Raw genomic sequence first — 13072 nt, 5'->3', positions numbered from 1 at the left:
GAAGACGCTGATATGAACATTTTAATGCTATCTTCCACCTTTCCTTACCCAGCAACGCGTGGAGGAACCCAAGTTAGGACATTTAATTTACTCAAGTACTTGAGTCAACGTCATACTGTCACCCTCGTGACTCAACGTGAGGGTGATGTTACAGACGCAGAAGTAGCAGGATTACGCGATTGTGTGGATCGTCTAGCTATTTTTGAACGCCCGCCAGATTCTCAAACCACCGGAATATTGCAGAAAATACAGCGATTTGGCAGATTTTTGCAGCAGGGAACACCGCCAAGCGTACTTAACCGCTACTCAGTTGAGATGCAAACATGGGTTAATAACTGGGTGGAAGCGGGAAAATGTGATGTAATTACTTGCGAACATAGCGTTAATGAAATTTATGTGCAGCCACATTTTCAAAAACAGCTAAAAACCATTGTTAATGTTCATAGTTCCGTTTACGCTACCTGTCAGAACCAATTAGCAACAGGTATTTCGGAAAATTCACTCAGAGACAAAATTAATCTCCCACTTTTGCGGCGTTATGAGCAAAACTACTGCGCTAAATTTTCGGCAATTGTGGCGACAACACAAGAAGATAAAATTCAACTACAAGAATTTAACCCCAATAGCGAAATTACAGTTATTCCAAATGGCGTAGATTTAGTTTCTTTCCCCAAGCGTACCACCGATCCCGGAGGACATCGCCTAATTTTTATTGGTGCAATGGATAATTTAGCAAATATTGATGCTGTCTGCTTTTTCAGCAATGAAGTTTTGCCAGAAATCCAAAAATTTTATCCCGATACAACTTTTGATATTGTCGGTTCTCACCCAGTGGCAGAAGTTTTAGCACTTGATAAAAAACCAGGAATTAATGTGCTGGGGCGTGTACCTTCGATGGCAGAATATTTACATCAAGCCACCATCTGCGTTGTACCGATGCGGACTGGGTTTGGTATTAAAAATAAAACTTTAGAAGCAATGGCAGCTGGTATACCTGTAGTAGCCAGCGATCGCGGCTTAGAGGGATTAACTGTAGATGCTGCTAGTCATCCATTACGGGCATTACGAGCCAATAAACCCGCAGAGTACGTCACCGCTATTAGTCAACTATTCGATCGTCCACATCTGCGTTCAGAGTTGTCTCACAACGGCAGACAACTGGTAGAAACAGAATTCACTTGGGATATTGCTGGTAAAAGCTATGAACAAGTTTGTCTTGCCAGAAGTAATACTAATCCGTAATTTGTAATGACCGAACAATTTTAGATTTTAGATTTTAGATTTTGGATTAAAATGAAAAGCCGCAACTTGGGTTAATAACTACCTACCCTCGACTAAGACTTTCGTCATAACTCTATATCAGCTATCGCACCACAGTAACTGGTGTTCCCATATTAACCTGATAGAATAATTCTCTAACATCGTTGTTGTACATCCGAATACAACCGTGTGAGGCAGCCTTACCTACCGAATCAGGATTAGGGGTACCGTGAAAGCCAACCCAGTTTTTACCGTTTGTCCAAAATCCAATCCAGTATTTGCCAAGTGGGTTTTCAGGATCTCCTCCTGGGATGGCTTTACCTGTAAAAGGGTTTATCCAAGTAGGGTTTTCTAACATTGTACGCACTCGGAAATTACCAATTGGGGTTTCCCAGTCTTGGCGACCTACTGCTATGGGATAACTTTTAATTCGGTTTTTTCCTCGATAAAGGGTTACTCGACGGTTGCGAAGGCTGATCTCTAGGTGAAGAGGTTGAATAATTAAATTATTATTAATATTAGCCGTTTGAGAGACTAAATTGTTGGTTGAAGTATGAGAAGGAACTCTTAGTTCAGAAGCTAACGACATAGCCGGATTAAAATTTAATCCAGATGCACAAATAAAAATAACTAATTTATCTAATTGCTTGAGCATTTTCAAATTTTAAATTCTGTCTATCAAAATTTTAGTACCAAATTAATTATCAATTGTTTAATTTTTGAGATTGTTATACTCTGTAGTTATGTGAGAAATCATTCTGATGAACAGAATAGTCTAGCATTAGATATGTAATTTTGTGAGGAAGGGAAAACAAAATTGTCAAAAGTAGTTGCAGTAGAAATCGAATCAATTGACAGGGCATTTCATCTTTTCTACTGCATTTACTGTTGATAACAGTCATGATTTGAAATCATCTAAGTAGAGGAAGCAAGCTTAACAAGCTCTCTAGCCTGTATTGTATAAGGCTAAGAAATTACCAGAGCGCTCTGACACCTCCACCAGTGTTTTGTCCACCTGTGGTGTTGTTACCTCCTGTATTGTTCTGCGTTCCACTAGTGCCATTATTCGGATACTGCTGCGTTCCGGTAGTACCATTATTTGTTCCACTAGTGCCATTATTTGGATACTGCTGTGTTCCAGTACCATTATTTATTCCACTAGTGCCATTATTTGGATACTGCTGTGTCCCACTAGTACCAGTTCCACTACCACTAGTGCCATTATTTGGATACTGCTGTGTTCCAGTACCATTATTTATTCCACTAGTGCCATTATTTGGATACTGCTGTGTCCCACTAGTACCAGTTCCACTACCACTAGTGCCATTATTTGGATACTGCTGCGTTCCAGTGGTAGAATCACCTCCTGTAGATTGCCCTGCTTGAGAGTACAATCTATTACCTATGGGGGCTTGACTAGTCTCCAAATTTCTAGAGATGGGTTGGGGCAGAGCGTATACTGGAAGACTTATTAAAGCACCAGTACTAGCAACTCCCACGAGGCTAGCAAGCATTTTGAGCAAATTTTTACTGTGGTTTAAGTTCATTGGTATCTCCTGAGCCTGAGTTTGAAGTTAAATGGTTCTTATGCTACTGCTACTAAGCAATTTGTTGAAATATAGAAGAAGTTTTTCTATTTCTCAACTCCAAGCAAGGATCTAAATCAAAAGTATTGAGCCGATAAGTTGTTATTTAATTAACTAAGTTAGCTGAATTGATTTTCTTAACCTTCTGCCTAAAGTATGGTCTGATATTAAATTAATTTGTGATGTTCTAGACAGTATTTGTTTAGTTAATTATTAATTAATCTCTTTCTTTAGATATATGTTTAATGTACTAGTTTGCTTACTAAAAAATAATATTTTAAATTTCATATAGCTTTTCCTAATCTAGCGAGTCTTAACCTCACTCCTAACCTCTCTCTTTGGTAAAGCTATCTATTACCCGAATCGTGAGTTTTTATTTTTACTAAAGAGTTATATATTTTAAAATAAGCTAATTAATATTTTCCGAAAAAATCGGATTTGTTTTGTTTATAATCTCATCAATTTTGACAGTTATCGAAAAAGGCAGAGGGCAGAATGAATAGTGTCTTCTGCTCTCTGCCTCATGCCTTCTTCAATTAGATAACTTGAGAATCCTTTTTATTTTTTATTAGTAAATAAAATGCGTTTGCCCTGCCACTAACTCTAGATAAATTGTTATTGTTGTTTATTGTCTTTTTGAAACAAATGTGCGGAGACGTTGTAATACAACGCCTCTACATCAGCCGTGCAAATTATCTTATCTAAATCGTATTGGTTTTTAGTTAGCTGGTGAATAAACACGTCAATTATTTTCAAATCTAGTCGAACAACCTAACACAAGTAATTTCTTCTGCTTACGCTTCTTCTTATTTTTGAGAGTAATCAAATAATTATCAACGTAGCGAAAAGCAGCTGCACCGTCGTAATCAGCAATGGCTATAGCTTGCAAGAAAACCTTTGAGGGAATTTCAAACCCTAAATATTTTTCTGTTAAGATTAATAAATCTTCATCTGTGGCAGGAAAGGTAGTTTCTTCTGTATCTTCAGAATCAGAAAATATATCATCAATTAATGCTTTATACACTTTGTACCTCCCCAAAAGCATAAGATGCAAAGCCTGTAATGAAATTTAGCTGCTGATCGCGAGTTTGTAAGTTAACTGGGAGTTCAGTACCAGCACATCCGATTTCCCGTAAAATTTCCAAACAATAAGCACCGAGTTGAGTGTATGGAGCTTGCTCTAATTCTTGAGCTACTTCTAGAGCCATCTCCAGATTGACTTGGATAACCGTCTTTACAGGGTTGGTCATAAATCCGCCCTCATAAACTGGATGCTCTAAGTTTTGATCGCAAACACAAATAGCGTAACGGTGTTTTTGCGGAATTTATGAAGAGGTAAAATTAAAGTATCAGCGCATTTGCGGTAATGTACCCAAAATTATGCAAACCAGACCCAGAGTAGGCAATTTCCATCTAAGTGCGATCGCCTGCCATAATACGTATAAATATCTACAATTAGTTCCAGATTATTGCCAATATACTTACTTTTTGTGGGGTAAGCCACAAAACCCACCCCACAATATTGGATAATTTATTTGTTATAAATCCCTGATATCTAGTCTTGCACAGTAGTTTAACAAGAAAGGCATCTGAGCTTCATCAGAAAGATGAGCGCGAACTTCAAAAGACAAGTCTGCTGGACTGTTGCACTGTCCAGAACAAGAACGATCCAGAGTTTTCTCAATCGTGTTAATTTCTTCGCCACCAGCACTTTCGAGCAGCAATTGAAATTCGCCAGTGCGATCGCTCGGAACTTCTGCCATCACGAAAAATTCGCCAGCTTGTAAGCGAGTTTGGTAGATAGCCGCTTTATCTTCTGGCATTCCCAAAGTAGTCAGAACCGATACTAGACCGGCACCAGCACTACCTGCGATCGCTCCACTAGCAGCCCCCAAGAGCACTGCACTAGACAGATTCCCAGCATACATAAATGAACCAGCCGCCTAGGCGGAATTTCCGACTTGAGCGGACTGGCGTTAAGTGGGATTGGCGCATGAACCAATTTTCAATTCCCAAATTGGCAAGGTGAATGAGTAGATCCAGGCAGATTAATTCTTTCACATCAATTGAGGGAGGAATCGCTCCTCCCTCAATTGATTTCACATACAGCCTTCCTGAACTCAGATGTTATGAGCTATACACCTACGGGAGTCTTAGCCCCTGCTGCTGGCTGTCTGCCATCTGCATCTAGTGCCTCGCCTTCAATAAATGAACGCAGCATCCAAGCTATTTCTTCATGCTGTTCGAGTAGTCCAGTCAAAAAGTCAGCAGTTCCTTGATCGTGGAAGTTTTCACTAGACTGATCTACATGGTCTCTCAAATTACGAATAACCTGTTCGTGATCGTCCACTAAATTAGCTACCATCCCTGTTGCTGTGGGCACATTACCACCATGTTCCTTGAGGGTAGCAAGATTGAGAAATCCTTCCAATGTACCAACTGGATAACCGCCCAAAGCGCGAACCCGCTCTGCCAAAGCATCAATATTTAGAGTCAGCGTTTGGTAGTGTTCTTCCCAAAGCTGGTGCAAAGAGCGGAACTGAGGGCCAACGACATCCCAGTGATACTTTTTGGTTTTCACCAACAGTAAATAGGCATCTGCCAAATCCTGATTCAACAGATTAATTACACCTTGACGCTGTTCGTCTGTCAAACCAATGTTTATCGCACGCATTATTTTCCATCCCTAAGCAAACTTATTTATTAACTTGCCAAATTTTCCATATAATCCGCATCAACCAAAGGAAACATTATTGAGTTTAGATTAATCATCACATTTCATAGCTATACTTACACCTTAATAGGGATGAACATATTTTTATATTTAATTTCAGTTGCGATCGTCACATTAAAAAGTAGTAATGGGTCATTGCATGAAAGCCGTGACCCATTACTACCAAAAAATTACCAAGGTATTAACTCTGTTACTTACCTGTAACTTTTTCTAAGAAACTCTTTGCTTTTTCTTCTACAGAGGTAGCACCCTGTGAATTTTCTGGACGCTTCTGCTTGTCGATATCAGCGGCTCCCTGAACCTCATTAAGTCCTTCGTTAGTCTCCTTTTGAGTCTTTTCCAATCCTATTGGTGGTTCTTTACCGGCTTCGTCAGTTTTGCGCTGAATGTCAAGCAGTTGTGTAGTACCTTCTGTGGGATTACTTTGGTAGCTATCGATTGCAAAAGCAGGAAAAGCATTAGAGAATAATACTAGAGCACAAGTAAAAGCTACTACTAAAAAACGTACTGGACGGAAAATAGATAAAACAGAAGTAATCATCTTCATTTGAAATCCTCGATAACAGCTTTAACAACGCAGAACTTTTAGTGAAGGAGCGAAGCATATACCTTTACTTACTCAGCAATTTTAAGCAATAATAAAACTGCAAAGCTCCGCTTCAATTTAGAAGTTCTTGAAAAACGAACCTGACGAAGAGATTTTTTGTATTTCTGCATCGAATTAGTAAGGGATAATAAGCAAATACCACCTTAATTCTTTAGCAAAATTATTAGATTTCATAATTGAAATCCTTCATTTCAGTTCCCTGTTTACACTTGTACTTTGAAAAAGCTAGGGTATGCATCAATCTCTAGAATGAAGTTTACTACATCTTTAGTTATAATAAAATCAGTCTCTAGGTATATCGACTTAATCTAGTTTTTTCAAGCTAATGGCTATACTATTTATGTTCAGTTATCTGGACTTTATCAAATTAAAGTAATTGAAGGAAGATGCACCTTAGAGGACATTTGTAAAGTATCAATTTATATAAATACTGTGCTTAATCCCCTTTAATAAGTAAAAGGAGAAAAATAAATCTTTTTTTTAAATTTGATAAGTCTGCCTTATAACCTCTTCTATTGAATTTACGTGATGAAATATTTCTATTAATTCATGGGATCTTGTTTTTCGCTTTTCCAGCAGCATTTTTAAGGGCGTTAAATAACGAACATCTGGGTCATCTCCTAAAGCAACTTCGGCTGCTTGGAAGATTTTTGTCGCATTTTCAAAAATATCTTCGTTTTCAAACGCTTCTTTTGCAGAAAGTTGGTGTAACGCTGCATCGGGTACAGTTGCTCTACCCAGTAAGGTTTTATCTAACACCAAACCTTTCAATAATACCAGCAAAGCCGCATAGATTAAAAAATTATCACAACTATCACAAGCCTTAAATTCGATGCGTCCCACTTCCGCCGGAATCCGAGCAATTTTTGTTAAGGCAGGTATGCTATTAATAAGTTGTTCTTCTTTTTGGACAAAAACCAGAGTAGCTGGTCTTTTGCCAGTTCTGATAAATGTTCGTACCGATAGTCCATCCCATAAACCTCCATTATAAAAGGGAGAGCTATAACTAAAAGGAACGATATAGGGACTGTAATAAGTTAACTTTCTGCCAATATCAATTACATCTTCAGTTGGCAAATCTGCCACAGAAATATTTAAATCTGGCCCATAAGATACCATGTGAATATTAGCAGTTTGTTCCTCAGGATAAGCTTCTAGCTGTTTAATTTCATAATTGTTTAATGGGGGTTGAGGCTCAAAAGCTGGATTGTAGGGATTAAAACTCACCAAAACTGGTGATAAGCCAAAGTCAGCGGCAACCTGACGTAGCAAGTTAAAACTTTCTGATAATTCAGTAATAGCGCCTAGAATATTGGAATGGATAGTTGTTCTAATTTCAATACCTTTAACATGACAGTCTATGACTTCATCAGAATCCGCAAATCTTTCAAATCCCTCAATGTACCATCTCTTCATCTTAATACCCGCATCGCCAACGCGGAGTTGAGGATAATCACTGGGGTATGTAGGTAGCCTTGCAATAATTTGATTGAAATCAGCAAATTTTGTGTGGGAGAAATCAGCAAATTTTCCCTCATTATTCAAAAACGCGACTTCATGTTCAATGCCAAAGAAAAACATTATATACCTTAATTTTTTAGAGTTAACCTAATTTCACTAATGCCAAGCGATCGCAATTCCATAGAGAAGTAAGTAACATCAGTAAACGATTCATTAGAGAAAAGCGTCGGCGATATTTAGCTGGCAGATTCGCATACTTAGAAAACTCCATCATTCTGTAGCGTAAATTACAGTCTTTAACCTGATGAATATTTGAGATACTCCAATTAAATTTACTTTAAGTAGAAAAATTCTCAATAATGGTACAAATGAATTTTACCTTAAGACCGACTATTGCGATTTGAAAACTTCTCTGATTTATTTTTCTGTGCTGCTTCCACTATCTTCATAGTCACTGGTTAGGGTAGCGTAGTAGTGACTGAGGAAAGCTTGAGACATAGAGTTTATGACAAGTACCGTTCAATCCCCATACAGCAGCGAACAGATTGCCGCTTGGTTGCGTGGACTGCTTACTATTGCTTGGGCTGATGGTAATTTTGACGATCGAGAACAGGAATTAATTGCCAGCATCACCGAAAATGAATTAGCTCCTAAGATTAAATTTGACTCACTAGAGGTAATTACGCCAGAGGAATTAGCCGCAGCGTTGGGTAAAGGTACACCAGCTGCCGAAAATTTCTTAAGGACAGCGATAATGGTAGCGATCGCAGATGGTACTTATTCTCCCAGCGAAGATGAGGTTCTGCAACAGTTCTGTCAAGCTTTGGAACAGCCAGAGAAGTTACTCGAAGCCCTTCGCCCCACTCTGGAATACCCAGAGCAAATTACCCCCACTATCGCCAGCACAGGGCTGACAAAGCGTCAAATCAATGCCCTACACTCTCTGCAAGACTGGCTTGATAGGCTAGATATCCAAGACCCAAGAGTAGCCCGCTTTCTGTGTAAAATGATTCCCGCCCAGTGTCCCTTTGAACGGGATGTCACCCTATTTGGACGCAAGATAGTGCATATTCCACCGATGTGTAAAATTAACCCATTATATGAGCAACTAGTAGGCTTACGTTTCCGCGCCCTCTCCTATTTAGCAGATAAATGCGGTGAAGATGTATCGCCATATATTTGAGTAGGGAGAGGGGAGCAGGGGAGCAGGGGAGACAAGGGGACAAGGGGACAAGGGGACAAGGGGGAATTATTGAACAAGTCTTTTCCTTTTTTCTTGTCTACCTTGTCTCTTCCCCATGCCCCATGCCCAATGCCCAATGCCCAATGCCCAATGCCCAATGCCCAATGCCCAATGCCCAATAAATAGTTCTGTAGTTGAGTGAAAAATCTAACTCTGCTTTTGGGAATACTTGATTTATTCACCTGACTAATCTAGAACTCAGGCATTATCAATATGAAAGGGATTAAACCATCTCTATATTTTGTACCCTTTTCCTTACCTTTGTATTTGCTTTCTGCTTTAACAGCACAGGTACAAGCTCAGTCGTACCATGCCAATAAAACTTGGCAAATTAGTCAAACATTTAAACCACCACAGCGGGGAAAACTTCCCGCAAGTGCTGGTGGTTCTACCCGTGGTAGTTCTTGCCTAAAAGGCAAACAACTAATAACTCCCTTAATACCTCCAGATAAATTAGGGCTGACATTTGCTCAACATCCAACATTTTTCTGGTATATACCTCCATCTCAACTCAAAACAGCCAAGTTTCTGCTCTTGACTGAAGACCAGAACGTATTTTATGAAACCTCTTTTACACTTCCAAATAAATCGGGAATTATTAGCTTTAAACTTCCTGACAGTGCCCCTGCACTCGCTGTAGGTAAAACTTATCATTGGTATCTAACAATTATTTGTGATAATCAAGACAAGAGTGAAAATCCGACTGTAGATGGTTGGGTGGAACGCACTCAACCAGGAGCAACTTTGTCAGAGGCATTAGCAAAGGCGAATTTGTACAAGTTGCCCACTATCTATGCAGAAGCTGGGATTTGGCATGAAGCGCTGACTAGTTTGGTGCAGCTACGCCGGACTGAGCCGAATAATTTCAAAGCGAGGTTGGATTGGAAACAATTTTTCAAGTCTGTAGGTTTGAGTGCGATCGCTTCCGAACCATTGATTGATTGTTGCACATTTACGAAACAAGGGCACGGCGCATTGGGCAGAGGGCATTAAGCTAAGGAAAAATTCTTAACTCTTAACTCCTAACTCCTAACTCAGCACTCAGCACTCAGCACTAAATATTATGTGGACAAAGCTGAAACCGCACATTTGGCAATGGCGGGGTGTTTTACTTGCTGTTCCCAATATTACAGCCCTGGTGATTGCAATACGCTTGACTGGATTACTGCAATTGTTGGAATTGGCAGCACTAGATCAATTTTTTCTCCTTCGTCCAAGAGAATCGGCTGATACCCGCATTGTCATAGTTGAGATTAATGAGGCAGATGTCCGCAAGCAGGGACAGTGGCCTATGCCTGATGGAAAACTTGCTAGTTTGTTAGAAAAAATCAAACAGCAAAAACCCAGAGCGATTGGTTTAGATATTTATCGTGATTTACCTGTAAATCCCGGTCATCAAGACTTACTTAAGGTATTTAAGTCTACTCCTAATTTGATTGGAGTCCAAAAAGTCTCTGATACTATTGATAGTTCGGCGGTTGATTCATCTCCAGAACTGAAGAAACTTAATCAAATTGGGTCGAATGATTTACCCATAGATGGAGATGGCAAAATTCGACGAGCATTATTGTACGTAAATTTAAATAATGACGAGATTCTGGAAAGTTTTGGGTTAAAACTGGCATTGTTGTACTTGAAACCTGAAGGTATTACTGCCAAGCCATCGGCAACTAACTCTAATTACTTGCAGTTAAATCGGGGTATTTTCCCGATTTTTGAAGCTAATGATGGAGGTTACGTCCGAGCTGATGCTGGGAGTTATCAAGTGCTGTTGAACTACCGAGGACGGATACAGCAGTTTACTAAAGTATCTCTTACCGAAGTGCAAGAGAATCTTATTCCAAGAGATTTAATGCGAAATAAGGTGGTATTAATTGGTGCTACTGCTGAGAGTTTGAAGGATCTATTCTATACACCTTACAGCAGTAATGTCTTGACTGACCCAGAACGAATGGCGGGTGTGACAATTCATGCTAATTTGATTAGTCAAATTTTAAGTACGGCGATGGAAGGCCGTCCATTGATTAAGTGTCTACCTGAGCCGCTAGAATGGCTATTAATTTTAATCTGGTCAATTATTGGTGCTAGCTTGTGTTGGCTGCAACGCCACAGTAGCAACCAGAAAACCCTCATGGCTATTAGTGTTTTGTTGGCAGGTGGCGGTTTAATTGGTGGTAGTTTTCTGGCGTTTTTGCTTGGTTGGTGGATTCCCGTTATACCTTCATTGCTGGCTTTTGGAGGTTCTGCGATCGCACTTACTCAGTATATTGCCCAAAGTGCTACCGAGATGCGAAAAACCCTCGGCCGCTATCTAACTGATGAAATCGTCGCCAATATCTTAGAAACTCCTTCTGGGTTAAAGCTAGGAGGAGAACGCCGAAAAGTTACGGTTCTCGTATCTGATTTAAGAGGATTCTCGGCTATTTCTGAACAATTGCCCCCGGAAGAAGTAGTAAAGATTTTGAATCTTTATTTGGGAACAATGACAGATGTGATTAACCAGTATAAAGGCACAATTAATGAGTTTATGGGTGATGGGATTTTTGTGATATTTGGTGCGCCAATTAGTCGCAAGGATGATTCTCAACGAGCCATCGCTTGTGCGATTGCGATGCAATTGGCAATGGAGCAAGTGAATGAACAAAATCAGCTAATGAATTTCCCAATTCTGGAAATGGGAATCGGTATTAATACAGGCGAAGCCGTAGCGGGAAATGTTGGTTCTCAAAAACGCGCTCAATATACAGTTATTGGCAGTCATGTTAATTTGGCTGCTCGAATTGAATCTTATACAGTGGGAGGACAAATTTTAATTTCCGAAAATACCTGTAAGGATGCCGATATTGACTTACAAATTGCTGGGCAATTACAAATAGAACCCAAAGGTATAAAACACCCTGTGACAATTTGTGAAATTCGTGGCATTGGTGGTAAATATAATTTATTCTTGCCTAAACATGATGAAGAAACGATCGTTCTTACTCAAAAAATACCTGTAAAATACTCGATTTTGCAGGCAAAACATGCAGTAGGAACAGTATTTATGGGGGAATTGATTAGCCTCTCAGAAAAAGGAGCGCAGCTGCGATCGCCACATTCTTTAGAACTCTTGAGTAATCTCAAACTCCAGTTATTGATTGAGGCAGAAATGGCTACAGAAGAAGATATCTATGCCAAGACGATCGAACAGTCTAATGTTGACGAGCATCTTTTTCTGCTTCGGTTTACAGCAGTTCCCCCAAAAGCTAACGCAATTCTCAATGCACTGCGTCAGCTAGGGTGAGATTAAAGCATCAATCTTGAAATGGTAACAAATGGAGGTGTGTGTAAATAGGGTAAACCGAAAAAGTAAGTAGTTTAGCTTTTTCTAAAACAGTAACAATTGTTGCTGATACAACCAAGCGATCGCGGTAAGATTTTGGACTTAAGCCCGATCCAACTCCAATAACTCATAATTTTCAACGAATAATTAATAATTCGTACTTTCTGCTATATAGCAACTCACTTGAGTTCTGGAGTTCAAAATATGATTTCTTCTAAAACTGAGATTCAATTACATCCTAAGAACAAATGACAAACGGAAACAAATTTCAAAGATTAGTAGAACTTGCAAATGATTATGGAATTATTTGCGAACCAACACCAGAAGAATGTTTGATTGCATCCTTGCCTGGAGACGATGATTTCTTATTAGCTTTTACTTGGTCTGGTACAGTTGAGGGAGAGCCGCCAGAGCATGAATTAATCGCAGTTAGCGTACAAGATATAGTCAAAGAAGTTACCGTTGCAGCTTGGCAGATTCCTTTTTATTTATTCGGAAACGTTTTAAGGCAAGCTCAGATGCTTGTCGCTGCCCATAAAGATTTTGTTAGCTAAAAGACAAGCTACATCTCAAAACTGCTATCCCTGTCAACTGTTTGTGGCAGGGATTTTTATTTCAACTACTGCTTTAAAGATTTATAAAATATTTTCTGTTGAAAGCTTAAAAAGATCGCTCGAAGTGTACCTGATTATAATGCGATCGTGCGCTTGGAAAAAAAGGCGACAAATAGAGCATTTGTAGAGACGCGATGAATCGCGTCTTTACCCAAGGATGTGTTCCAATCATTACAATCATTAATTGAGTTCGTATAATCAAGCGGACTTGATAAAATTTGCATCAAAACTACCGCAAAGATGAG

Annotated in this window: 14 protein-coding genes and 1 pseudogene; 5 read left to right on the top strand and 10 right to left on the bottom strand. The window is 39.4% G+C overall.

What is annotated here, in order from left to right; genetic code table 11:
- The first annotated feature begins 12 nt into the window (after nucleotides 1-12).
- A complete protein-coding gene (locus tag RMY64_RS22905; protein WP_322701203.1) occupies nucleotides 13-1242 on the top strand; it encodes a glycosyltransferase family 4 protein in 1230 nt (409 codons plus the stop codon).
- A gap of 121 nt (nucleotides 1243-1363) precedes the next feature.
- Here the strand turns inward: RMY64_RS22905 and RMY64_RS22900 are convergent, their stop codons facing one another.
- The 9 genes and pseudogenes from RMY64_RS22900 to RMY64_RS22860 all read right to left on the bottom strand — a co-directional run bounded on the left by RMY64_RS22900 (nucleotide 1364) and on the right by RMY64_RS22860 (nucleotide 7922).
- On the bottom strand, nucleotides 1364-1915 hold the full coding sequence (locus RMY64_RS22900) for a L,D-transpeptidase (RefSeq protein WP_322701202.1): 552 nt from the start codon (nucleotides 1913-1915) through the stop codon (nucleotides 1364-1366).
- A gap of 319 nt (nucleotides 1916-2234) precedes the next feature.
- Nucleotides 2235-2807, bottom strand: coding sequence for a hypothetical protein (locus RMY64_RS22895; protein WP_322701201.1), 573 nt, complete (start codon nucleotides 2805-2807; stop codon nucleotides 2235-2237).
- A gap of 781 nt (nucleotides 2808-3588) precedes the next feature.
- Nucleotides 3589-3870 (bottom strand): hypothetical protein, encoded by a 282-nt coding sequence (locus RMY64_RS22890; RefSeq protein ID WP_322673676.1) that lies wholly within the window; start codon nucleotides 3868-3870, stop codon nucleotides 3589-3591.
- Nucleotides 3863-4096, bottom strand: coding sequence for a hypothetical protein (locus tag RMY64_RS22885; RefSeq protein ID WP_094352841.1), 234 nt, complete (start codon nucleotides 4094-4096; stop codon nucleotides 3863-3865). Before RMY64_RS22885 ends, RMY64_RS22890 begins: the two co-directional genes overlap by 8 nt.
- Before the next feature lie 318 nt (nucleotides 4097-4414).
- Nucleotides 4415-4783, bottom strand: a pseudogene (locus RMY64_RS22880) (hypothetical protein); the annotation flags it as partial.
- Between the two features lie 197 nt (nucleotides 4784-4980).
- Complete coding sequence (locus RMY64_RS22875; RefSeq protein ID WP_322673675.1) at nucleotides 4981-5520, bottom strand: Dps family protein; 540 nt, start codon at nucleotides 5518-5520, stop codon at nucleotides 4981-4983.
- Nucleotides 5521-5770: 250 nt separating this feature from the next.
- Complete coding sequence (locus RMY64_RS22870; RefSeq protein WP_322673674.1) at nucleotides 5771-6127, bottom strand: hypothetical protein; 357 nt, start codon at nucleotides 6125-6127, stop codon at nucleotides 5771-5773.
- Between the two features lie 540 nt (nucleotides 6128-6667).
- Complete coding sequence (locus RMY64_RS22865) at nucleotides 6668-7768, bottom strand: glutamate-cysteine ligase family protein (protein ID WP_322701200.1); 1101 nt, start codon at nucleotides 7766-7768, stop codon at nucleotides 6668-6670.
- Nucleotides 7769-7790: 22 nt separating this feature from the next.
- Complete coding sequence (locus RMY64_RS22860; protein WP_322701199.1) at nucleotides 7791-7922, bottom strand: hypothetical protein; 132 nt, start codon at nucleotides 7920-7922, stop codon at nucleotides 7791-7793.
- Nucleotides 7923-8153: 231 nt separating this feature from the next.
- Between RMY64_RS22860 and RMY64_RS22855 the strand changes: the two genes are divergently transcribed.
- The 4 genes from RMY64_RS22855 to RMY64_RS22840 all read left to right on the top strand — a co-directional run bounded on the left by RMY64_RS22855 (nucleotide 8154) and on the right by RMY64_RS22840 (nucleotide 12767).
- On the top strand, nucleotides 8154-8831 hold the full coding sequence (locus tag RMY64_RS22855) for a Mo-dependent nitrogenase C-terminal domain-containing protein (RefSeq protein ID WP_322701198.1): 678 nt from the start codon (nucleotides 8154-8156) through the stop codon (nucleotides 8829-8831).
- Nucleotides 8832-9104: 273 nt separating this feature from the next.
- Nucleotides 9105-9884, top strand: a complete 780-nt coding sequence (locus RMY64_RS22850) for a DUF928 domain-containing protein (protein WP_322673670.1) — start codon at nucleotides 9105-9107, stop codon at nucleotides 9882-9884.
- Between the two features lie 70 nt (nucleotides 9885-9954).
- Nucleotides 9955-12174, top strand: a complete 2220-nt coding sequence (locus RMY64_RS22845; RefSeq protein ID WP_322701197.1) for an adenylate/guanylate cyclase domain-containing protein — start codon at nucleotides 9955-9957, stop codon at nucleotides 12172-12174.
- Nucleotides 12175-12461: 287 nt separating this feature from the next.
- Nucleotides 12462-12767 carry a hypothetical protein gene (locus RMY64_RS22840; RefSeq protein ID WP_322673668.1) on the top strand — a complete coding sequence of 102 codons (306 nt, stop codon included), beginning with the start codon at nucleotides 12462-12464 and terminating at the stop codon, nucleotides 12765-12767.
- Between the two features lie 134 nt (nucleotides 12768-12901).
- Here the strand turns inward: RMY64_RS22840 and RMY64_RS22835 are convergent, their stop codons facing one another.
- Nucleotides 12902-13051, bottom strand: a complete 150-nt coding sequence (locus tag RMY64_RS22835; protein ID WP_322701196.1) for a hypothetical protein — start codon at nucleotides 13049-13051, stop codon at nucleotides 12902-12904.
- Nucleotides 13052-13072: the final 21 nt, after the last annotated feature.

It is taken from the genome of Nostoc sp. DedQUE08, from assembly GCF_034530895.1.
Classification (GTDB): domain Bacteria; phylum Cyanobacteriota; class Cyanobacteriia; order Cyanobacteriales; family Nostocaceae; genus Nostoc.
This window is presented reverse-complemented; position numbering and strand designations above follow the sequence as displayed.

What these genes read in the sequence shown, in the direction of transcription:
- RMY64_RS22905 (WP_322701203.1), top strand. Translation starts at nt 13, where the DNA reads ATGAACATTTTAATGCTATCTTCCACCTTTCCTTACCCAGCAACGCGT.
- RMY64_RS22900 (WP_322701202.1), bottom strand. Translation starts at nt 1,915, where the DNA reads ATGCTCAAGCAATTAGATAAATTAGTTATTTTTATTTGTGCATCTGGA.
- RMY64_RS22895 (WP_322701201.1), bottom strand. Translation starts at nt 2,807, where the DNA reads ATGAACTTAAACCACAGTAAAAATTTGCTCAAAATGCTTGCTAGCCTC.
- RMY64_RS22885 (WP_094352841.1), bottom strand. Translation starts at nt 4,096, where the DNA reads ATGACCAACCCTGTAAAGACGGTTATCCAAGTCAATCTGGAGATGGCT.
- RMY64_RS22875 (WP_322673675.1), bottom strand. Translation starts at nt 5,520, where the DNA reads ATGCGTGCGATAAACATTGGTTTGACAGACGAACAGCGTCAAGGTGTA.
- RMY64_RS22870 (WP_322673674.1), bottom strand. Translation starts at nt 6,127, where the DNA reads ATGAAGATGATTACTTCTGTTTTATCTATTTTCCGTCCAGTACGTTTT.
- RMY64_RS22865 (WP_322701200.1), bottom strand. Translation starts at nt 7,768, where the DNA reads ATGTTTTTCTTTGGCATTGAACATGAAGTCGCGTTTTTGAATAATGAG.
- RMY64_RS22860 (WP_322701199.1), bottom strand. Translation starts at nt 7,922, where the DNA reads ATGATGGAGTTTTCTAAGTATGCGAATCTGCCAGCTAAATATCGCCGA.
- RMY64_RS22855 (WP_322701198.1), top strand. Translation starts at nt 8,154, where the DNA reads ATGACAAGTACCGTTCAATCCCCATACAGCAGCGAACAGATTGCCGCT.
- RMY64_RS22850 (WP_322673670.1), top strand. Translation starts at nt 9,105, where the DNA reads ATGAAAGGGATTAAACCATCTCTATATTTTGTACCCTTTTCCTTACCT.
- RMY64_RS22845 (WP_322701197.1), top strand. Translation starts at nt 9,955, where the DNA reads ATGTGGACAAAGCTGAAACCGCACATTTGGCAATGGCGGGGTGTTTTA.
- RMY64_RS22840 (WP_322673668.1), top strand. Translation starts at nt 12,462, where the DNA reads ATGACAAACGGAAACAAATTTCAAAGATTAGTAGAACTTGCAAATGAT.
- RMY64_RS22835 (WP_322701196.1), bottom strand. Translation starts at nt 13,051, where the DNA reads ATGCAAATTTTATCAAGTCCGCTTGATTATACGAACTCAATTAATGAT.